This is a genomic window from Brevibacillus fluminis (genome assembly GCF_052072235.1).
Taxonomy (GTDB): domain Bacteria; phylum Bacillota; class Bacilli; order Brevibacillales; family Brevibacillaceae; genus Brevibacillus_D; species Brevibacillus_D fluminis_A.
Genome location: NZ_CM125436.1, coordinates 4458441 through 4478092 on the forward strand (window position 1 = coordinate 4458441; position 19652 = coordinate 4478092).

General features: G+C 58.0%; 18 protein-coding genes. 3 read left to right on the forward strand and 15 right to left on the reverse strand.

The annotated features are described in order from the left end of the window. Positions 1 to 81 precede the first annotated feature (81 nt). The 3 genes from ACTID9_RS22010 (at position 82) to ACTID9_RS22020 (ending at position 3413) form a co-directional block, all read left to right on the forward strand. Complete coding sequence (locus tag ACTID9_RS22010; protein ID WP_441067006.1) at positions 82 to 1929, forward strand: ABC transporter substrate-binding protein; 1848 nt, start codon at positions 82 to 84, stop codon at positions 1927 to 1929. A 303-nt stretch (positions 1930 to 2232) separates the two neighbouring features. Then, positions 2233 to 2745 carry an AAA family ATPase gene (locus tag ACTID9_RS22015; RefSeq protein ID WP_441067007.1) on the forward strand — a complete coding sequence of 171 codons (513 nt, stop codon included), beginning with the start codon at positions 2233 to 2235 and terminating at the stop codon, positions 2743 to 2745. A 179-nt stretch (positions 2746 to 2924) separates the two neighbouring features. Beyond that, positions 2925 to 3413: a DinB family protein gene (locus ACTID9_RS22020; RefSeq protein ID WP_441067008.1), complete on the forward strand. Its 489-nt coding sequence runs from the start codon at positions 2925 to 2927 to the stop codon at positions 3411 to 3413. 80 nt (positions 3414 to 3493) lie between these two features. Here ACTID9_RS22020 and ACTID9_RS22025 read toward each other — a convergent pair whose 3' ends face one another. The 15 genes from ACTID9_RS22025 to rbsD form a co-directional block, all read right to left on the reverse strand. Beyond that, positions 3494 to 4549: a 2,3-butanediol dehydrogenase gene (locus ACTID9_RS22025; protein ID WP_441067009.1), complete on the reverse strand. Its 1056-nt coding sequence runs from the start codon at positions 4547 to 4549 to the stop codon at positions 3494 to 3496. A 21-nt stretch (positions 4550 to 4570) separates the two neighbouring features. Continuing rightward, positions 4571 to 5950 (reverse strand): dihydrolipoyl dehydrogenase, encoded by a 1380-nt coding sequence (gene lpdA, locus ACTID9_RS22030; RefSeq protein WP_441067010.1) that lies wholly within the window; start codon positions 5948 to 5950, stop codon positions 4571 to 4573. Positions 5951 to 5966: 16 nt separating this feature from the next. After that, on the reverse strand, positions 5967 to 7274 hold the full coding sequence (locus ACTID9_RS22035; RefSeq protein WP_441067011.1) for a dihydrolipoamide acetyltransferase family protein: 1308 nt from the start codon (positions 7272 to 7274) through the stop codon (positions 5967 to 5969). Positions 7275 to 7366: 92 nt separating this feature from the next. Further along, the gene (locus ACTID9_RS22040; protein WP_441067012.1) at positions 7367 to 8404 is read right to left on the reverse strand and encodes an alpha-ketoacid dehydrogenase subunit beta; all 1038 of its coding nucleotides are present in this window, start codon (positions 8402 to 8404) and stop codon (positions 7367 to 7369) included. A gap of 18 nt (positions 8405 to 8422) precedes the next feature. Then, positions 8423 to 9415 (reverse strand): thiamine pyrophosphate-dependent dehydrogenase E1 component subunit alpha, encoded by a 993-nt coding sequence (locus ACTID9_RS22045; RefSeq protein ID WP_441067013.1) that lies wholly within the window; start codon positions 9413 to 9415, stop codon positions 8423 to 8425. 227 nt (positions 9416 to 9642) lie between these two features. Then, positions 9643 to 9918 (reverse strand): DUF2277 domain-containing protein, encoded by a 276-nt coding sequence (locus ACTID9_RS22050; protein WP_441067014.1) that lies wholly within the window; start codon positions 9916 to 9918, stop codon positions 9643 to 9645. Positions 9919 to 9930: 12 nt separating this feature from the next. Continuing rightward, on the reverse strand, positions 9931 to 10737 hold the full coding sequence (locus ACTID9_RS22055) for a lipoyl protein ligase domain-containing protein (RefSeq protein ID WP_441067015.1): 807 nt from the start codon (positions 10735 to 10737) through the stop codon (positions 9931 to 9933). A gap of 15 nt (positions 10738 to 10752) precedes the next feature. After that, entirely contained in the window at positions 10753 to 12591 is a 1839-nt protein-coding gene (locus tag ACTID9_RS22060; RefSeq protein WP_441067016.1) for a sigma-54-dependent Fis family transcriptional regulator, read from the reverse strand. Positions 12592 to 13016: 425 nt separating this feature from the next. Then, positions 13017 to 13646, reverse strand: coding sequence for a TetR/AcrR family transcriptional regulator (locus ACTID9_RS22065; RefSeq protein WP_441067017.1), 630 nt, complete (start codon positions 13644 to 13646; stop codon positions 13017 to 13019). A gap of 157 nt (positions 13647 to 13803) precedes the next feature. Next, on the reverse strand, positions 13804 to 14376 hold the full coding sequence (locus ACTID9_RS22070) for a permease (protein WP_441067018.1): 573 nt from the start codon (positions 14374 to 14376) through the stop codon (positions 13804 to 13806). 246 nt (positions 14377 to 14622) lie between these two features. Further along, complete coding sequence (gene rbsK, locus ACTID9_RS22075) at positions 14623 to 15564, reverse strand: ribokinase (RefSeq protein ID WP_441067019.1); 942 nt, start codon at positions 15562 to 15564, stop codon at positions 14623 to 14625. A 22-nt stretch (positions 15565 to 15586) separates the two neighbouring features. Next, positions 15587 to 16555 carry a substrate-binding domain-containing protein gene (locus ACTID9_RS22080; protein WP_441067020.1) on the reverse strand — a complete coding sequence of 323 codons (969 nt, stop codon included), beginning with the start codon at positions 16553 to 16555 and terminating at the stop codon, positions 15587 to 15589. Positions 16556 to 16621: 66 nt separating this feature from the next. Further along, positions 16622 to 17602 carry an ABC transporter permease gene (locus tag ACTID9_RS22085; RefSeq protein ID WP_441067021.1) on the reverse strand — a complete coding sequence of 327 codons (981 nt, stop codon included), beginning with the start codon at positions 17600 to 17602 and terminating at the stop codon, positions 16622 to 16624. Next, positions 17599 to 19098 (reverse strand): sugar ABC transporter ATP-binding protein, encoded by a 1500-nt coding sequence (locus ACTID9_RS22090; RefSeq protein WP_441067022.1) that lies wholly within the window; start codon positions 19096 to 19098, stop codon positions 17599 to 17601. The genes ACTID9_RS22085 and ACTID9_RS22090 overlap by 4 nt, the downstream gene beginning before the upstream one ends. A gap of 34 nt (positions 19099 to 19132) precedes the next feature. Beyond that, positions 19133 to 19531, reverse strand: coding sequence for a D-ribose pyranase (gene rbsD / locus ACTID9_RS22095; protein WP_441067023.1), 399 nt, complete (start codon positions 19529 to 19531; stop codon positions 19133 to 19135). Positions 19532 to 19652 lie beyond the last annotated feature (121 nt).

Sequence of the window (19652 nt, forward strand, 5' to 3'; positions counted from 1 at the left end):
CTGCGGGTAAGAGAAAAAGGGCAACCATCCGCACGCTCCTTTCGCCTTTTTTAAATCCGCATTCCCGAATGGAGTTTTCCCATGACCATCACACTCGATTATTTGACGCTCCGCCACACATTCGCACCGTTCGCAGACGGCGAGCCAATCCGCGTCACCCTCTCACAGCTCGCCGCGACCCTGTTTTGCACACCGCGCAATGCCAAGCTGTTGCTCAAAAAAATGGAGCAGGCCGATTGGCTGCGCTTTGTTCCTGGCGTCGGCCGCGGCAATGCCTCTACGCTCACCTTTCTTCTGCCGCTGCAAACCGTGCTTTTGGAGGTGGCGCAAGCGCGTCTTGAACATGGACACCTTCACGAAGCAATCGAGCTGTTGGACAAGTACGGCGCCGGAACCTCAGCCAAGCAGCAATTTTGGCAAAAGCTGTCCGGCACGTTCGGCTATGCGGTTCGAACCGGGGACACAAGCCGCATCGAGACGCTGCGCTTTCCCACCGGACGGCAAATTTTGACGCTTGACCCAGCCGAGGCGTTTTACGCATTCGACATTCATCTGGTACGGCAAATTTTCGATACGCTGGTCGCCTTGGATCGGGAGAAAAACGTCTGCATCCCGCGTCTCGCCCACAGCTGGGAAGCCAATCACGACGCAACGCGCTGGGTCTTTTACTTGCGCAAAGGCGTCCGCTTCCACAACGGCCTCGAATGCACAGCGGACGATGTCGTGCATACGGTGGAGCGGCTTGCGCACACACCTTGCTCGCATCCGGGCGAATGGCTCGGCAGGCAGCTCGGGACGGCGGTCGCGCTCGATCGCTATTCGGTCTTGTTCGACCTCGCCTCTTCGAACTGGATCTTGCCCCGGTTTCTTGCCCATCCGTCCGCATCGATCATCAGCCAGGTTACAGAGCCGGACACCGGACTGCTCGCTGGTACCGGCGCGTTTCGCGTGACGAAATGGCAGCCGTTTCTCACGGTGCTCGAAGCGTTTGACGACTATTTTGCCGGGCGTGCCCAAACCGACCGCGTGGAAATTTTGCAGCTTCTGCCGGAGCAGCTCGCGGAGTGGGAGTCAGCCGCGCCCCGCCAGCTGATGGTCGATACGGGCGAAATGGCGCAGCCGACCTTCGCCGGCTGGGACACCGAGCACTTTTACCATGCCAGCAGCAGCATTCTGACCTTCAACCGGAAAAAAGCCGGACCGCAAAACGACCGGCATTTTCGCGAAGCGCTGCGGCTCATTCTCGCACCGGAGCGGATGATCGCTGACCTGGGCGGCTTTCGCGATCGCCCGGCTCTCGGTTTTCGTTACCGTAGCGGCGAGGCGATGCCGACGGAATCAGCGAAGGCCAGCGCCGACAACATTCGCCAGCTCATCGCGCAAAGCGGCTATCGAGGAGAAGAGCTGCGCCTCTCCACGTATGGAAGACATGCAGACGATGCCCGCTGGATCGCGCAACAGTGCCAGGCATTTGGCATCACGATGACAGTGGAGCTGCACAGCTGGGGTGAAATCCGGAATGCGGCCATTTGGGCGGCGAGCGACTTTTTGCTGTTCGGCGCTGTCATCTATGTCGAGCAAGTCACCCAAATCGAGCTGCTCCAGTCGGCCGCCTGCTTCATTCGCCCGCACTTGGCGCCCGCTGTGGACGCCATTCTCGATCAACAGATCGGCCAGCTTTTGGCCGAGCCGTGCGATACGCGCCGGGAGCAGCTCTTGCTCGAAACCGAACGGCTGCTGCAGCAAGAAAACGCCCTGCTGTTTTTGCTGCACAACACGCTGACCGCCTCCTACCCGTCCACGGTCAAAAATGTCCGGTTTACGGCGGAAGGCTGGATCGATTTCTCCTGCATCTGGTTTCAGCCAGACACAGCGAAAGCCGCTCTGGGGCAAGCGGACGAACCATCTGGAAAATCCATCGACATGTAAACCTTATTTGATCGATCATGCATTTCCACCGCTTTTATGAAAAGAACGGCTTCACGGAGATCGACGTCGCACAGCTGCCGGAAAACTTCCCGATCATGCAGGTGGACAAGAAGTTTTACAAGTGTCCAATGAAAATAAAGTGTTGGACTAAAAAATAAAGTATTAGACTCGGAAAATAAGTTGTAGACTGAGAAAATAAAGTATTAGACTGGCAACGCCACATTAAGCTAACGTGCAGTTTAGCGACAGATAGAAATATCTCTTATTATTAATGTGCTTATCCAGTTGAATGGAGGGTCTGCCATGGGCATTAGGAATTATCTGATTGGAGGCGTTTCTGGCGCCGGCAAAACTACGGTCTGCAACGAATTGCAGCGGCGCGGTTACCATGCCATTCATGGTGACCGAGAATTGGCTTATCAAGGCGATCCGGAAACTGGTACCCCGACAGATGACTTTAAACCCGAACACCACATTTGGCATGTAGATAAAGTAAAAGCTCTAGTCGACAATCAGGATGAGGCGGTAACATTTTTCTGCGGTGGTTCGCGGAATTATCCCAAATTCATCGATCTCTTCGACGGCGTGTTTGTCCTTGAGGTCGACCTGGAAACCTGTCTCCGGCGGATTGATGAGCGAGTGGCACTGGACCCAACTGACTGGGGTGGTAGACCAGAGGAACGGGAAATCTGTGCGCGCTTGCATCAAACGAAAGAAGGCGTTCCTAAAAACGGGATTATAATCGACGCCACCGCACCGATCGCGCACGTCGTTGACGAAATCCTCCATCAAATCGAAGCAAATGAACGCCAATGACAGTAACTTTCAGGCGCTCACGGATAGCCCAATATACCGGTGCACCTGGATACGAATAGTCCCATCCACTGCGCTAAAGGAGAGCGATAGTTGAATGATAACAGCGGCAGTCTAATACTTTATTTTCACCGAACAACAAGATTGCCGTTTCCTGAACACGCGAGAAGGAGCTGAAGACCATGCATCCACATGAATATGAATGGGTCAAACAGACGCGACGGACGCTGCTTGATTTTTGCAGCGAGATCAAACCGGAAGACTTTACCCGCCGGATCGACGGATTCGGCGATCTGTGTATGCGCGATATGCTGATGCATATGGCGGACTGTTACCATGCTTGGCTTGGTTCCTACCTCTTGCTTCGTACGAAAAAACCGATTACCGCAAAAGACGCCCTGGCACAAATCGGCCCAGAAGAAATCCGGGAGCGCTTCGCGCAGGCGGATGCGTATGTGAAAGACGTTTTGACCGAGTTCGCCGGTCAGATGGAGGTGCCGCTCACACGGGATATTCCGTGGCGCGTGGCGCAGACGCTGACCCTAACGCCCGGGAAGCTGCTCATGCATACCGTCACGCATGAGTATCATCACAAAGGGCAGATCATGTCGATGGCCCGCTTTATGGGCTACACGCCGCCTAATACGGACGTGCTTGGTACAGATGACTGATCCATGCGTGCAAAAGAAGACCGCTCTGCCTTCTCGCCCAATCGCGAGGAGCCGGCGGCCTTCTTTGTTCGCGCTGTGTCCTATACCCCTTTTGGCGTCACCAAAATTTTCACATGCCGCTTGTCATTGACCAATTCTTCGAAGCCTTCCTGCACAATATGGTCCAGCGTGATTTTTTTGGTGATGAACTGTTCGACCGGAAAACGCCCTTCCGCGATCAGGGAGATGACCGCCGGGAAAATGTTGCGATAGGCGAGCACGCCTTTGATGCTGCGTTCTTTCAAGACCAGGGCATTGGGCGGGATCTGTGCTGATTTTTCCCAAATGCTCACGATGACCACCTGTCCGTCTGTCCTGGTGGCCTCGATCGCGCCTTGCAGCCCTTTTTCGACGCCGGTAACTTCAAAACTGACGTCCGCCCCGCCATCGGTCAGCTCCAGCACAGCGCCGACCGCATCGGTGGCAAGCGGATTGATCACGTGGTGGGCGCCTGCGGCCAAGGCCATCTGTTGGCGCACCTCGGATATTTCGATGCCGATGATGTTGCTTGCCCCTGCCAGCCGTGCTGCCTGGATGACCAGAAGGCCGATCGGTCCGGTGCCGAACACGACGCACGAATCGCCCGCCTGCAAGCCGCTTTGCCGCACCGCATGCAGCGCGACCGCTGCCGGTTCGACCATCGCGGCCTGCTCATAGGAAATCCCATCCGGCAGCGGATGCACCAGCGATTCCTTGACCATGGTGATTTCCGAAAATCCGCCTCCCCCGCCGCTCAAGCCATGAAAGCCGATATGGTCGCAAACGTTGTAATGGCCTTTGCGGCAGGCAGCGCACGTGCCGCATGACAGAATCGGCTCGACCGTGACGCGGTTGCCCACCTGAAACCGGCTGACCCCTGCCCCGATCTCAACCACCTCGCCCGCGAACTCATGCCCGAGCACCACAGGTACGCTCTCGTCTGTCAGCGCATGCGGCTCTGCCGGCAAAAAAATCGGCCCCGCCAAATACTCATGCAAATCGGTTCCACAAATGCCGCACCAGACCGGCCGAATTTTGACCATGCCCGGCTGGATGATTGGCTCCTCGATCTCCTCGATTCGAATATCCCGCACGCCATGCCATCTGGCTGCTTTCATCCCTTGCTCCCCCTCTCCTTTTTACCCGTGAACCGCATGGCCAACCGCCCCTCGCACGGCCTCAAACAGCGCTTCCGACAAGGTTGGGTGCGGAGCGATGAAGTCTTCCAGCGCATCCGCTGTCATCTCCGTGTGCAACAGGAGCGCAGCTTGACCGATCAGCTCGGTCGCCCGCGGCCCGACGATGGAAATGCCGACGATTTCGTGGAAGCCAGGCTCGACCAGCACTTTCACCTTTCCCGCCGTTTCTTGCAAAATCAGCGCTTTTCCATTGGCGGAAAACGGGAATTCGCCGATGCGGATATCCCCGTATTTCGCTCGCGCCTGCCGTTCCGTCAAACCTACCGAAGCCACTTCCGGCGCCGTATAGATGCAGCGCGGGACGACGCGATCCTGCACCCGGCGATCGCCGCCGCATGCGTTGGCGGCCGCTACCTCCCCCTCGTGGAAAGCCATATGCGCCAATTGGATGCCGCCGGTCACATCGCCCGCCGCGAAAATATGCGGCAAGCTGGTCTGCATCCGTTCGTCGACCTGAATGCCTTTGGTCGAAAAACGGATGCCGATCGACTCCAGATTCATCCCGCCCACGCGCGGCCGGCGTCCGATCGCGACCAAAACGGCGTCCGCCGCTATCGATTGAAGTCCATCCGGCGTGCGAAAACGCACGGTTTTGGCAGAGCGATCCACTCCTTCGACACTGCTGTTCACATGCACCTCTACACCGTTGCGCTTCAATTGCCGCTCCAGCACGCCGGCGATGTCGCCATCCTCGCCAGGCAAAAGCTGCTCCGCCATTTCGATGATGATGACCTTGCTGCCCATGCGGCTGTAGACCGACGCGAACTCGCAGCCGATTACACCGCCGCCCACGACCACCAAAACCGGCGGCACGGCCGCAAGCGACATGGCGTGGCTGCTGTGCAGCACCCATTCTCCGTCAAAAGGGGCAAACGGCAGCGGAATGGGCTCGGAACCCGCCGCGATGATGATCCGCTCCGCTTCGACCAGCTGTTCGCTGCCTTCCGCCTTCACCAGCAGCTGGCGATCTGTCAGGAAAAAGGCGCTGCCGCGCATCACCGTGATTTGATTTTGCTTCATCAAATATCGCACGCCTGCGACGAGCTTTTGGATCACTCCTTCTTTGTACCGCTGGACATGCGCCCAGTTGACGCGCGCCTCGCCCAGCGGTCCCTCGATGCCAAAGCGCTCCGCGTGCAAAACTTGTTCGTACGTATCGGCGCTCTCCAGCAATGCTTTGGTCGGCATGCAGCCCACATTGAGGCAGGTGCCGCCCAGCTCTTTTTCTTCGATCAGCACGACCCGCTTGCCCGCCCGTGCCGCCGTAATCGCCGCCACATAGCCAGCCGGTCCGCCTCCAATCATTGCGATGTCATGCAAGGCTTTCCCCTCCTCCCTACAGCAGCAAGCTGTATGGTTCTTCGAGATGCCGCTTGACGCAAGCCAAAAACGCTGCGGCAGGCGCGCCATCCAGCACGCGATGGTCGAACGTCAGGCAAAGCGGCAGCATTTGTTGCCGAACCAGCTCTTCGCCGACGAAGGCGGGAACCGCTTTGGCTGCTCCCACACCGAGTATCCCGGCTTCCGGCGGATTCAGCACCGGCGTGAAGCTTTCCACGCCAAAATTGCCGAGATTGCTGATCGTAAACGTCGAGCCTTTCATTTCTTCCGGTGCCAGCTGGTTGAGACGCGCCCGCTCGCTCGCCGCCTTGATCGCTTGCGCCAGCTGTACGAGCGTTTTTTGCTCGGCGTGGCGGATGACCGGAACGACCAGTCCTTTTTCCAGCGCGACCGCCATCCCGAGATGCACGGCCCCGTACTGCTCAATGTGGCTGCCCAGAAACGCGCTGTTCATCTGCTTGTGCTCCATCAGCGCCAGCACGGTGGCCCGCGCGATCAGATCGGTGACGGACAGCTTCACCTGATAGCGTCGCTGCGACTCTTGGGAAAGGCTCTCCCGCAGTTGGAGCAGCGCCGTCACATCCGCGTGCATGGTCATCGTCAGCTGTGCGCTTTGCTGCAAGCTGGCCTGCATTCGCTCCGCAATTACTTTGCGCATGCCTGTGACAGGGATGCGCTCGACGCTTTGGGCATCGTTTTGCACGGATGCGTCCGGCGTGGAAGCTGGCCCGTCTGTACTTGCTGCCGGTACGGCTTGCACGGCCCCCCCCTCCGCTTGCAGCCCGCCGCGTTCACGCAGCGCATTTTCCACATCCTCTTTGGTGATGCGCCCCTGCGGCCCTGTGCCGACGATCTGCGATACGTCGAGCCTAGCCTCTTCCGCCATCTTGCGCGCCACCGGGGAGATTTTGATGCCATCGCGCCCCGCTCGCGCCAATGCAGGCTCTCTCGACGAGTCCACCGCTACCGCTGGCTCTGCCGCCAAAATCGCTGCGGCTGATTCGCCCTGTGCTGCCACGGCGGCCGGGGATGATTCGACCGCGAGCGCTTCCTCCGCCAATTCGCCAGGCTCGCCAACGCTCCCCAGCACCGTGCCATACGGGACGACGCCTCCTTCCGGCACAAGGATGCGCAGCAGCACGCCATCGCCTGGCGATTCGACCTCCATTTCGATTTTTTCCGAGCTGATCTCGACGATGCCTTCGCCCTTTTTCACCGCATCCCCCGCTTTTTTCTTCCAGGCGATGACGGTACCTTCGACCATCGCCATCCCCAGCTTGGGCATAATCACCTGATGCGCCATGCCGATTCTCTCCTCTCTATCCTTCTTGATCGATCGAGCGAATGGGAGCGCCCGGGCTGATTTCTTTTCTCGCACGGGCGCTTTTTCGTTCGTTAGGACACGACCGAAATGGAAGCGTCTCCAATTAACTCCGACACCGTTTCGAGCACTTTTTGCGGCGACGGCAAATACAGGTCCTCCAATACGGGTGAAAACGGAACAGGCGTGTGCGGCGCGGTGATCCGCTTGATCGGCGCGTCCAGCGTGTCAAAGCCTTTGTCCGCCACGATCGCCGCGATGTCCGTCGCGATGCTGCAGCGCGGATTGGCTTCATCGATGACGATCAGCCGGTTCGTTTTGGCGACGGAAGTAAGAATCGTGTCCTCATCGAGCGGCGAGAGCGTGCGCGGATCGACGACTTCCACCTCGACGCCTTTTTGCGCGAGCAGCTCGGCTGCTTTCAACGCGGTCTGAACCTGCTTGCCGATCGCCACGATCGTCACGTCGCTGCCGACGCGCTTGATCTCCGCTTTGCCGAGCGGGATCGTGTAATAGCCCTCCGGCACTTCTCCCGTCACGTTGTACAGCGTTTTGTCTTCAAAGAAAATGACCGGATCATTGTCCTCGATGGACGCGAGCAAAAGCCCTTTGGCATCATACGGTGTCGACGGCACGACCACTTTGATCCCTGGAATGTGCGTGAACATGGCGTACAGGCTCTGCGAGTGTTGCGCCGCCGCACGGAAGCCGGCGCCGTGCATCGTGCGGATGGTCACGGGAACCTGCGCTTTGCCGCCGAACATGTAGCGGAACTTGGCGCCTTGATTCATCACCATGTCGAGACAACTGCCGATGAAATCGTTGAACATCAATTCGGCAATCGGGCGCATCCCTGTCGCGGCCGCCGCCATAGCGGCACCGATATAGCCTGCTTCCGTAATCGGCGTGTCCAGCACCCGGTCGCGGCCGAACTCCTGCACCAGCCCTTTGGTCACGCCCAGCACGCCGCCCCATGCTTCATCGTCCTGCAGATGGTCGACCTGTGCGCCGCCCGCCACATCCTCACCGAGCAGGATCACGTTCTCGTCCTTGCGCATCGCCAGCTTCATCGCTTCATTGACCGCGGTGGAAAAACTGATTTTTCTCGTCATTGTCGATTCCCCCTTTCATTAGTAGGACACATACACATCGGTCAACAGCTCGCTCGCTTCCGGATACGGGCTCTCCTCCGAAAAGCGGATCGCTTCCTCGATCGCTGTTGCCACATCTTGCTCCAGCCCTTCGATCTCCGCTTGCGACAGCGTTTGCGAGGCGAGCAGATGGCTGCGGAAAAATGCGATGGCGTCGAGATCGTTCAAATGCTCTTCTTTTTCCTTGTCTTTCTTGTATTTTTGCGCATCGCCCTCGAAATGGCCGTAGTTGCGGTACGTGATGCATTCGATCAAGGTTGGACCCTCGCCGCGGCGCGCACGCTCGACCGCAACCCGTGCCGCCTCGTACACTTCCAGCACGTTTTTGCCATCGACGCGCACGCCCGGCATGTTGTAACCGTTTGCACGATCGGCGATATGTGTGCAGCTGGAGGCATACGTAAATGGCGTCGCTTCGCCATAGCCATTGTTTTCTGCGACGAAGACAACGGGAAGCTTCCAGATCGCCGCCAAGTTCAAGCCTTCATGGAAAGTCCCCTGGTTGTTCGCGCCATCCCCGAAAAAGCAAACGCTGACCGCGTCCGTTTTTTTCAGCTTGGCGGTCAATGCAGAACCGCACGCGAGCGGAAATCCGCCGCCGACGATCCCGTTCGCCCCCAGCATCCCTTTGTCCAGGTCGGCGATATGCATGGAGCCGCCTTTCCCTTTGCACAGCCCGGTCGCCTTGCCGTAAATCTCCGCCATCATCCCGTTCAGATCGCACTCTTTTGCAATGCAGTGGCCGTGCCCGCGATGTGTGCTCGTGATGCTGTCCCGCTGGTTCAGATGAGCGCCCACCCCGACGGCGATCGCTTCCTCCCCCGCGTACAAGTGGACGAATCCCGGCAGCTTGCCCTGGCTGAACAACACGTGCACGGCGTCCTCAAACTGGCGGATCTCCAGCATTTTTTGATACATCCACCTCGCCTGCTCACGCGACAACACTTGCTTCTGCGCCTTCGCTACTTCCATCTTTGACGCCCCCCATCATCGGTTTTGAGTATGCAAACGACTGTAAGCCGCTCTTGCCTTTTCCTATGTGCAACCTGCATGCCAGCCGTTCAACATCGCAAAAAACCGCGATAGGGCGCGGCTTTCCCATATCGCACCGTTTCGTTCCCACGCAAAAAAGGGACGAAGTGAGATTTTCGTCTCATTTCGTCCCAAATCGTCTCATTTTGTCTTGCCAGCGGACCGACCTAGTCCCCTGTCCCAAACCGTTTGGCATTCCGCAACCGGGCACGTTCCTGTTCTGTCTCGCGATTGCGCGGCTCCGCGTTCGTCACCAGCGATTCGAGCAAATTCCGCGCAACCGCAGCCACATCCTCGACCGCCTGGTGAAATGCCTGCTCATTGGCCTTCGACGGCGCATTGAAACCGGACAGCTTGCGCACAAACTGCAAGGCGGCGGCTTGTATTTCATCATCGGTTGCCGGCGGATCGAAATTGAACAGCGTTTTAATGTTTCGGCACATGGCGTTCTCCTTTCATCCTTGCACGTTTCTCTCCTGCAGCAGCGGGAGCGTTTGCACAGCGTCCGCTTCCATCCACTCGGGGATCGCAGCCATCTCCTCGATTGTACCAAATGATGCGAGCGCCCGCTTTACGCCTTCGCCGAATGCAGCTACCCCCGCATGCCAGCCCAACTCGGACAAGCTTTTCATCCGCTCCGGCACGACGTGGGGATAGCCGCCATCCGCTCCGTTTGCAGCCTGCTCATAAAAGCTGCGGGCGCGCTCGCCATGCGCCCTGCCTTCACCTTCCACGATGACAAAAGCTTGCACCACGACCGCTTTGGCCAGCCGCCGCTGCGCGATTCCGCAAAACTTGTACCCCGCCATCGCCAGATCATACGACCCCGGACAATAGGCGCCGGCGATTTCGCCCGCCACGACCTGCTCGCCCGTTGCCCCCAACGCTCGCTTGATCAACGCGGCCATCTGTTCAAAATGCGGCTCCGGATTAAGCTCGAGCGCCGTCACCGGCATCGCGAGCGAAAGGTTTACGACGCCGGGGTCGAGCGGGACGGCGGCCCCGCCCGAATGGCGCACCGCCGTTTGATAGCCTTGCCGCTTCAACTGGCGCACCGCTTCAGCAGCCTGCGGCAGCTTGGCATCCCGCGAGCCGAGCACGAATGCTTGCCGGTGCCGCCATAGATGCAAAAGAGAAGGCATGTCCGGCTCTGCTGCCAGTCGGCGCGCATACGCCTCGTCCCGGCAAAACGGCAGCAGGACATCGCCCGTCTGCGGAGCCGATAGCGTATCGAGAATATGGTAATCAGGCTTGTTTCCCATCGCTGCCTCCATTTTCTACAGCTGATATTTTTTGAGCTTGCGGTAAAATGTGCTGCGCGGAATCCCGAGCAGCTCCGCTGCCACCGCTGCGCTGCCATGGCTTTTCGCCAGCGCTTCCGCAATCGATTGCTTTTCCACTTGCTCCCGATAAGTCAATTCTTGCACAGGCTGTCCCATTTCTTCCCGCGGGTCTGTCAGCTCAGCCAGAAAGCGTTTCCATTCCTGCTCAGGCGTGATCCGCAGCCGTTCGACCACATTGAACAACTCGCGAATGTTGCCCGGCCAGTCGTGAGCGAGCAGCAATTGCTTCACCTCATCCGATATGTGCAGGGAAAATCCGTTGCGCGCTGCATAATGATTGATCAGGCTGACGATATCTTCCTTGCGCTCACGCAGCGGCGGCACTGTAACCGGCATGACATGCAGCCGATAGTACAGGTCCTCGCGAAACGTCCCTTCCTGGACTTGCTGGCGCAAGTTCCGGTGCGTCGCCGCAATCACGCGGATTTGCAGCGGAATCTCCTCCCTGCTCCCGATCGGCGTCACTTTTCGCTCCTGCAGCACCCGCAGCAGCGCGACCTGCATCGCATGCGGGATCTCCCCGATTTCATCGAGAAACAGCGTGCCGCCGTTGGCTTGAACCAGCTTTCCCTCATACCCGCGCTTCTTCGCCCCTGTAAATGCGCCTTCGGCATAGCCGAACAGCTCGCTTTCCATCAGCTCGCGCGGAACTGCGCCGCAGTTGACGGCGACAAAGGGGCCGTTCCGCCTGCTGCTGTTCGCATGGATCGCTTGGGCGATCAGCTCTTTGCCCGTGCCGCTCTCGCCGTAGATCACCACGTTCACATCAGTTGGCGCGACCCGCTCCACATCGCGCAGTGTCGTTTGAAACGATGGGCTGACTCCCGCCTCCCCCTCGAACCGGAAGCGGCGCACAGGCGAAACGCTCGCAGCAAACGACACCGAGAATGCTTCGTTGCATCGCTGCATCAGTTCGACTTTCCAGCCGATTAATCCGCCGTGCCGCAGGGAGGCAAACGGCTTCTCCCGTACCTCGGCAAACCCGTGGTTGACCAGCTCCGCCCGCTGCATGCCCGCCCAATGCGGGACAATCCGCCGGATACGCTTGCAAGCGTACACCACCTGGCCGTATGAATTGCAGACGACCAGCAGCCGATTATCGTCCTCGGGAATCATCAGCGCCAGCTGCATCAGCTCCAGCTCGTCCTGCTGTCTGGCTTTCGCCCATTCCTGCTCGATGAGAAAGGCGAGCGACGAGACGGTTGCCATCGTCTGCGGATGGCTGCGTTCCAAAGGCGACGACACGTCGAGTACCCCGAGAAGCGTGCCGTTCTCGTCTCGAATCGGGGAGGCAGAACAGCTCCAGCGATGCGAGGCGACCGAATAATGCTCCGAGCCGTTGATCATGATCGGTTCGCTTGCCAAAAGCGCCGTCCCGATCGCATTCGTGCCCACCTCGTCCTCGGTCCACCGCACGCCCTCCACGAAGTTGATGGCATTCGCCTCCTGAAGCGCCCGCTTTTCCCCCTGCATGTTGAGCACGTAACCCTCCGGGTCGATCAAGAGCGAAATCATGCCCGCATCATGGATGAAAGGGGAAAGGCGGTTGAGCTGCGGCATAGCAAGTTCGAGCAAGCGGCGGTGCTTCATGCGCTGCTGCTCCAGTGCGTCTGTCTGCAGGATGACACGACCTGTCCCTTGGTACGGGTCGACCCGCCCGCGCCTGCACCGGTACCACGATTCCGTTATCCGCTTATTGATTCGCGCCGAGTCTATCACACCTTCATGGACAAAACGTTTCCACATCCGCAGCGAAACGAGATCCTCAAACATGCATTCGTCACCCTCGCTTTCGAATCAATTCTTTTCTAAGAGTATCCTGAATGTTCGGATTTTTCAAGAATGGGGTGGGAGGGATTTACAGATTGAAAAGCCAGTGTCTTGTGGAGGCCCGGGGATTTTCGGACAAAAGTTGCGCGGCGCTCTGACGATGCCTGCATGGGGTCGGGGTGGCCGGCTCCGCGAAAAAATGGGAAACCGCGCCCCAAAGCCACACGCTGCGCGGCGGGTGTATCTCAAGGGAGCAGATGTGGCGCAAAAGCGTTTCCCATTTTTTCGCGGAGCCTTGGTAGGCATCGCCAAGGCGTCGCTCCACTTTTGTCCGAAAATCCCTTTGCTGCGGTGGTTGGCTTTTCAAGCTGTGAAGGGGGAGAGTAAGCAATAGATCATGCAAAAAAAAAGACCCAGAAGCAGGTCATTTAAAAAGACTTTTTGAAAGTCTCGCGAAAGCCGCTCAGCAGCACTCCGATGGCTTGCCTAAACGTCGGGGTCAGGCGGGACATGAGCATTTCGACGGTTTCCGCGGAATGTTCGTATGTCGCGACGATTCCGTGGAGGGTGTAGAAATAAATGCGGGTGCACATCAGCAGCTGCTCGTCTGTGACCGCGAGCTGCAGGCTCGCCTGTACCATGCGGGCGAGTGTAGCGAAAATGTCGTTGCGCAGTTTGTTGATCTCCAGTTGAGGGGATTGCTCGTCGACCCGCCCCGCTTTTACGTTGACGAACAGGCTGTACATGCTGCGGTTTGCCAGACAAAACTCGATGAATGCCAGGCTGACCGCTTCCAGCTTTTCCTCGGGGGCAGACTTCTGCTCGATCAAGGCATCCATCCGCTCCATCAGCACTTGCAGCGGAGGCATGGACAGCTGCTGCAGCAGCGTCTCTTTATCTTTGAAATAGATGTAAATCGTGGTGTGGGAGCATCCTGCCTCTTTGGCGATTTCCCGCATCGTGACGGCATCGTAGCCGCGATTGGCGAAAAGCTGCCTGGCTGCGGTCAGGATGCTGTTTTTGGTTTCCTCGGAACGCTGTTCTTGTCTTGTGGCCATGCTACAACTCCTTGCTTCCATGCGTAGCCCCATTGTAACCAGTGGTTATCCGCAAAGTCAATGTGTCTCGCCACCCCTGCCGATCCGCTTATCCAACCAGCCGCAGACGACGGTAAACAGCAGCAGAAATACGATAAAGCTCATGGTGCCCCTCCTTTCAAAATAGCCCGAGAACATCGTTCACCAGCGCAAAGACGAGAAGGCACCCAAGCACAGCGCCGGATAGGTACGCGTCGCGTTTTTTCCTGCCTGCCGATGCTTTCATGGCCGCGTGCACATACATGCCGAGACCTGCCGCAAGCAATGCCAGCTCCAGGCTGATCGCCAGCCCCGGATGGCTCCACGCTCCAAGCCCAAGCGTCGGCAATCCGCCCCAATTACCTGGCAAGATCGGCATGTCAGCCCGGTGAACGATCAGATCGAGCAGCCAATGGCTGAAGACGACCGCCGCCAGCACTCGCCCGCCGCGCGCTCCCCAAAAGCGCTTTGCCGCAATCCATGCCAGACCGGATAGTAGCAGCGCCCCCAGCAAGGAATGCGTATAATCCGCATGGATGATCGCCTCGCCATAGCCGTTTCCGATATGATCGTCCATCGTCTCCACGCCCGCTACAAAAAGCGGGACAAACAAAACATCAAGCAGTTGCGTTCCCAGCATCAGCGCCCATAGCGGCACCTCCGGATATTTCGCACGCACGCCTGCCGCCAAGCCGAAATGACCTGCAAACATAAAGACAGCCCCCTTTGATTTCATTGATTCGTCCACACGCACCGCTTTCATAACCATCGGTTAGTAACCGTTGGTCATATAATAACCAATGGTTACATTTCTGTCAACGGTCTTCTCCCCATGCAATCGCCCAAAAATCGAAATCAATCCTTTTCAAATGGCCTCCGCCAACAATTGAACCCCGCGCCACGCAAAAAAAGAGAGGAACCGTCGCCCCTCTCTTTTCCCCCCTGTCTGATGCTGTTTTCACGATTCCACAACAATCCCGTTTTGTGCGAGCAGCTCAAGCACCTCCGCCTGCGTCGGCATCGCGGGCGCCGTGCCTTGTTTGGTGACGGAGAGCGCCGCTACCGCATTGGCGAAAGCGATCGCGTCTTCAAGCGCCATCCCCGCTGCCAGCGCATGCGCCAGGCCGCCGTTGAACGCGTCCCCCGCCCCGGTCGTATCGATGGCTTCCACCGCGAATCCGGGGAACAGCCTCCCCTCGCTGCCATTATCGTAATAGCAGCCTTGCTTGCCCATCGTAATGATGACATGCGGCACGCCCGCTTCATGCAGCACTCTTGCCGCCCGCGCCGCACTCGCTTCATCGCAGACTTCGATGCCGGTCAAAAATGACGCTTCCGTTTCGTTCGGCGTCAGATAGGTGACATGCTGCAGCAATTCCAGCGGAAACGGCTGATAGGGAGCGGGATTGAGGATCGCGGGCACGCCGTGCTTCTGCGCCAGCATAAGCGCCGCCCCCATCGCCTCCACGCTTGTTTCCAGCTGGACGAGCACGAGATCGGACGTTTCGATATGCTTCTCCGCTTTCCCGACATCGTCTGCCGATAGCTTGCCGCAGGCGCCCAGCGCGACGACAATCATGTTTTCGCTGTTGCGATCGACAGCGATCAGCGCCACGCCGGTTGCCTCTTCCCGATCGACGAACACGCACGACGATTCGATTTGCTCTTGCTCAAAGTTGGCCAGCGCAGCTTTGCCAAACGGATCGTCCCCCACTTTTGTCACCATGTGGACGGTAGAGCCTTGGCGTGCGGCCGCCACCGCCTGATTGCCGCCTTTGCCGCCGGGGCCCATCCGAAACGGCCCGCCCAGCACCGTTTCCCCCGGCTTTGGCATATGCGGCGTGCGGCACATCAAGTCGACGACATAACTGCCGACCACCGTAATGATTCCCTTTGCCATGTCGCTTCCCCCTGTACGTGCGTTATCGCGTTTTGATCTCGTTTACGTTATCTTTGGTCACCAGTGTCGAATCGAGAATCACTGATTTCTCCACGGTTTCTTTTTTCACGATTTTGCCAGCTGTTTTCATCGCTTCACGGCCGAGGAAGAACGGCGGTTCGGCAATGGTCGCTTCCATTTTGCCGCTTTTGATTGCCTCGATGGCCGGATCGACCGCATCGCAGCCGATCAGCGTGATTTTGTCCAGCCGCCCTGCCGCTTCAATCGCTGCCAAGGCACCCAGCGCCATCTCGTCGTTGGCCGCGTAGACCGCGTCGATTTCCGGCTGTGCCTGCAAAATGTTTTCCATTACGCTCATCGCTTTCCCACGGTCGAAATCAGCCGCTTGTTGGGCAATGACCTTCATGTCGGGATGTTTCGCCATCGCCTCGTTGAAGCCTTTGCTGCGGTCGCGCGCCACGTTTGTTCCCATGATGCCCTGGATTTCCACCACCTTGCCTTTGCCGTTCAGCGCTTTGGCAAGGAAATCGCCTGCGATGTTGCCTGATTTGATCGCGTCGAAACCGATATGGGTGACAACCTCGCCGCCGTTGGAATTGCGGTCGATGGTGAAAACCGGCACGTTTGCGTCATTGGCTTTTTTCACCGCTTCGGCGATGGCGTCACTGTCCGCCGGGTCGATCACCAGCACGTCGAGCTTTTGCTGCAGCAAATTTTCCACATCGGACAGCTGCTGCCCCGGATTGTTTTGGGCGTCGGTGACGACCAGATCGAACCCTTGCTCCTTCGCCTCTGCCTCCGCCCCTTCTTTCACCGCTACGAAAAATGGATTGTTCAGCGTATTCATCGCCAGGCCGACCTTGATTTTTTTGCCTGCATCCGCAGCGGGCGCTCCACCTGCCTGCGTGTCCTGCCCCCCGCCCGCGCAGCCGCCCATCAGCAGGCTTGCCGACAGCAATACTCCCATCACCGTTGCCAAACGTTTTTTCATCCTGACTTCCCCCTTTTTTTACTGAAAAAATTTCGCTGCTTTTTGCCTACTCCATGCTGCCTGCGCTTACTGCGCCGCTTTCAATTTGGAAAACTTGCTGTCGACCAAAACAGCGATCAAAATCACCAGGCCTTTGGCGATGCTTTGATAAAACGGAGAGACGTTCATCAAATTGAGCGTATTGTCCAAGATCCCCATGATCAAAGCGCCGATCAGCGTACCGCCAACGCCGCCCTTGCCGCCTGACAGGCTGGTGCCGCCGATGATGACGGCTGCAATCGCATCCAGCTCCACGCCGGTTCCGGCAGTAGGTTGGGCAGACATCAGACGCGAGGTGTATATGATTGCCGATAAGGCAGAGAGCAAGCCGCACAGGCCGTAAACCGCCAATTTGATCGCGTTGACCGGGATGCCGGAGAGACGGGACGCCTCTTCGTTGCCGCCGATCGCATACACGTAGCGGCCAAAGCTGGTGTAGCGCAGCACCCATGCCATCGCGCCGAACACGATGAACATGATGATGATCGGCAGCGGGATGCCGACGATTTTGCCGTTCCCGATGTAGCGGAACGCATCGTTGCTCACCACCAGCGGATAGCCTTTCGTGTAGACGAGCGTCATGCCGCGCGCGATGACCATGAGCCCGAGCGTTGTGATGAACGCCGGGATGCCCCAGCGGGTCACGAACAGGCCGTTGCACATGCCGAATAGCGCGCCGATTGCCAATGTTCCGACAAGTATGAGCAAAAGCGGAACGTTTGCTGTCAGCATGCCTGCCGCAACTGCGCCCGTGAACGCCATGACGGAGCCGACCGACAAATCGATCCCCGCCACGAGAATCACCAGCGTCATGCCTGCGGCGATGATCGCCGTGATCGATACTTGGCGCGCCACGTTCATCAGATTGGGCACGGTCAAAAACGCGTCCGACAGCAGGCTCGCAACCAGACACAAACCGATAAAAATGATGAATACGCGATATTTATTGAGGAGAAGAAGCAGGCTGCCTTGTTTTTTCGCAGCAGCTACAACCGTTGTCGTGCTCATCCCCGTTCACCTCCGGTCGCATAGATGAAAATTTTCTCCTGGGTCGCCTCTTCAATCGGCATTTCGCCGGTGATCCTGCCTTCATGCATGACCGCGATGCGATGGGCCATCCCCAGCAATTCAGGCATCTCCGAGGAAATCATGATGATCGCCAGCCCCTCTTCTGAAAGGGCTTTCATGAACTGGTAAATTTCTGCCTTCGCGCCCACATCGATCCCGCGCGTCGGTTCATTCAAAATCAGCACCTTCGGATTCATTTGCAGCCATTTGCCCAGCACGACTTTCTGCTGGTTGCCGCCGCTCAGCGTGCCGACTGCGACCGCCGGATTGTGTACCTTGATCTTCAAGCCTGCGATCCATCGCTCGACGATGCCGCTTGCCCGCGACTTTTCCAGCAAGGTACCGAAGGAGGAGATGCGGCGATAGCTCGGCAATAGCAAATTCTCAAAGACGGACATGATCAGGACGAGGCCCTCGCCTTTGCGGTCATCCGTCACAAGCGCGATGCCCGCATCGATCGCCGCTTTTGGAGACGTGATCCCGCTCTTTCCGTCGACCGTGATCGTTCCTTTTGCCTGCGGATACAAGCCGAACAACGCCTTGGATAAAGTCGTGCTGCCGGAGCCCATCAGGCCGCCGATGCCGAGAATTTCCCCTGCCCGCACCGTCAGATTGATGTCGCTCAGCTTGCCGTCAAGCGACAGATGCTCCACCTTAAGCACCGGCTCGCCGATGCGACGGTTGCGTTCCGGATACAGCGCGGCGATGTCGCGCCCCACCATCATCCGGACCATTTGCTCGCGGGTCAGTTCACGGGCGATGGCGCTGCCGACATATTTGCCATCGCGCAGCACCGCGATCCGATCCGCGACCTGCTCCACTTCCTCAAGCCGGTGCGTGATGAAAATGATCGCCATCCCCTGTTCGCGCAGCTCCCCCATGATCGCGAGCAGCCGCTGCGCATCCTCGCCATTGAGCACGGCTGTAGGCTCATCCATGATCAAGATTTGGGACGCATGAGAGAGCGCCTTGGCGATCTCGACCAGCTGCTGTTCGGCGATGGACAGCTGTTCGACTCGCTTTTGCGGCTGAAGATGCGTAAGGCCGACGCGGTCCATCACCGCTTTCGCCATGGCGTTCAGCTTCTTCCAATCGATTACGCCTTTGCATTTGCGCGGCTCCCGCCCCAAATAAATGTTTTCCGCGATGCTTACGTGCGGGATCAGATTGAACTCCTGGTAGATGATGCTGATCCCCAGTTCTTGCGATTGGCGCGGGCCGTGGATCACCGCTTTTTGCCCGTTGATGTAAATTTCGCCCGAATCGGGCTGATGCACGCCCGCCAGCACTTTCATCAGCGTCGACTTGCCCGCTCCGTTCTCGCCCAAGAGCGCCAGAATTTCGCCGGCATGCGCCTCGATATTGACCTCATCCAACGCTTTCACACCGGGAAACCGCTTGGAAATCCGCTCCATTTTAAGCGCTGCTGTTCTCAAGGAAATCTGCCCTCCCCCGAATGGTTCACCGCCGTCAGTAAGCGACGCCCGCAACCAAAATGACGTTGGCATACGGAGTAAACTCGCCGGAACGGACCAGGCCGCGCGCTTGTTGCGTCATCTGCTTGAACTCGACATGCGCCACGTAGTCGACCGGAATGCCTGCAAAGCGCTGCAAAATCTGCTCGTGCATCGCAGGGCTGACCGTTTTCACTTCTTCCGCCAAAATGACACGCTCAACGACCAGCTCGCTCATCACGGTATCCAATGTCTCCAGAAAACCTGGCACGCCTTCCTTGAGCGCCAAATCGATCCGCGTATTCACGTTCTCCGGCAATGGCAGCCCCGCATCGGTCACGACGATGAAATCGGTGTGTCCCGTTTGGGCAATCAGTTTGTTCAGTTCCGGATGCAAAATCCCGCCTTTTTTCATAAAAACTCGCCCTCCTGCGAAAATGTAAACGTTTAGATTTTTTATCATGGCTGCTGAAAGCCATCGCCTGCTCAAGCGATGACCGGCTTTCAACAGATTGATGCCGAAAACAATAGGTTCC

Coding starts and splice junctions, on each gene's coding strand:
- ACTID9_RS22010 (WP_441067006.1), top strand. CDS start 82: ATGACCATCACACTCGATTATTTGACGCTCCGCCACACATTCGCACCG.
- ACTID9_RS22035 (WP_441067011.1), bottom strand. CDS start 7,274: ATGGCGCATCAGGTGATTATGCCCAAGCTGGGGATGGCGATGGTCGAA.
- ACTID9_RS22025 (WP_441067009.1), bottom strand. CDS start 4,549: ATGAAAGCAGCCAGATGGCATGGCGTGCGGGATATTCGAATCGAGGAG.
- ACTID9_RS22065 (WP_441067017.1), bottom strand. CDS start 13,646: ATGGCCACAAGACAAGAACAGCGTTCCGAGGAAACCAAAAACAGCATC.
- ACTID9_RS22045 (WP_441067013.1), bottom strand. CDS start 9,415: ATGGAAGTAGCGAAGGCGCAGAAGCAAGTGTTGTCGCGTGAGCAGGCG.
- ACTID9_RS22055 (WP_441067015.1), bottom strand. CDS start 10,737: ATGGGAAACAAGCCTGATTACCATATTCTCGATACGCTATCGGCTCCG.
- rbsD (WP_441067023.1), bottom strand. CDS start 19,531: ATGAAAAAAGGCGGGATTTTGCATCCGGAACTGAACAAACTGATTGCC.
- ACTID9_RS22070 (WP_441067018.1), bottom strand. CDS start 14,376: ATGTTTGCAGGTCATTTCGGCTTGGCGGCAGGCGTGCGTGCGAAATAT.
- ACTID9_RS22040 (WP_441067012.1), bottom strand. CDS start 8,404: ATGACGAGAAAAATCAGTTTTTCCACCGCGGTCAATGAAGCGATGAAG.
- ACTID9_RS22020 (WP_441067008.1), top strand. CDS start 2,925: ATGCATCCACATGAATATGAATGGGTCAAACAGACGCGACGGACGCTG.
- ACTID9_RS22085 (WP_441067021.1), bottom strand. CDS start 17,602: ATGAGCACGACAACGGTTGTAGCTGCTGCGAAAAAACAAGGCAGCCTG.
- ACTID9_RS22080 (WP_441067020.1), bottom strand. CDS start 16,555: ATGAAAAAACGTTTGGCAACGGTGATGGGAGTATTGCTGTCGGCAAGC.
- rbsK (WP_441067019.1), bottom strand. CDS start 15,564: ATGGCAAAGGGAATCATTACGGTGGTCGGCAGTTATGTCGTCGACTTG.
- ACTID9_RS22015 (WP_441067007.1), top strand. CDS start 2,233: ATGGGCATTAGGAATTATCTGATTGGAGGCGTTTCTGGCGCCGGCAAA.
- ACTID9_RS22060 (WP_441067016.1), bottom strand. CDS start 12,591: ATGTTTGAGGATCTCGTTTCGCTGCGGATGTGGAAACGTTTTGTCCAT.
- ACTID9_RS22050 (WP_441067014.1), bottom strand. CDS start 9,918: ATGTGCCGAAACATTAAAACGCTGTTCAATTTCGATCCGCCGGCAACC.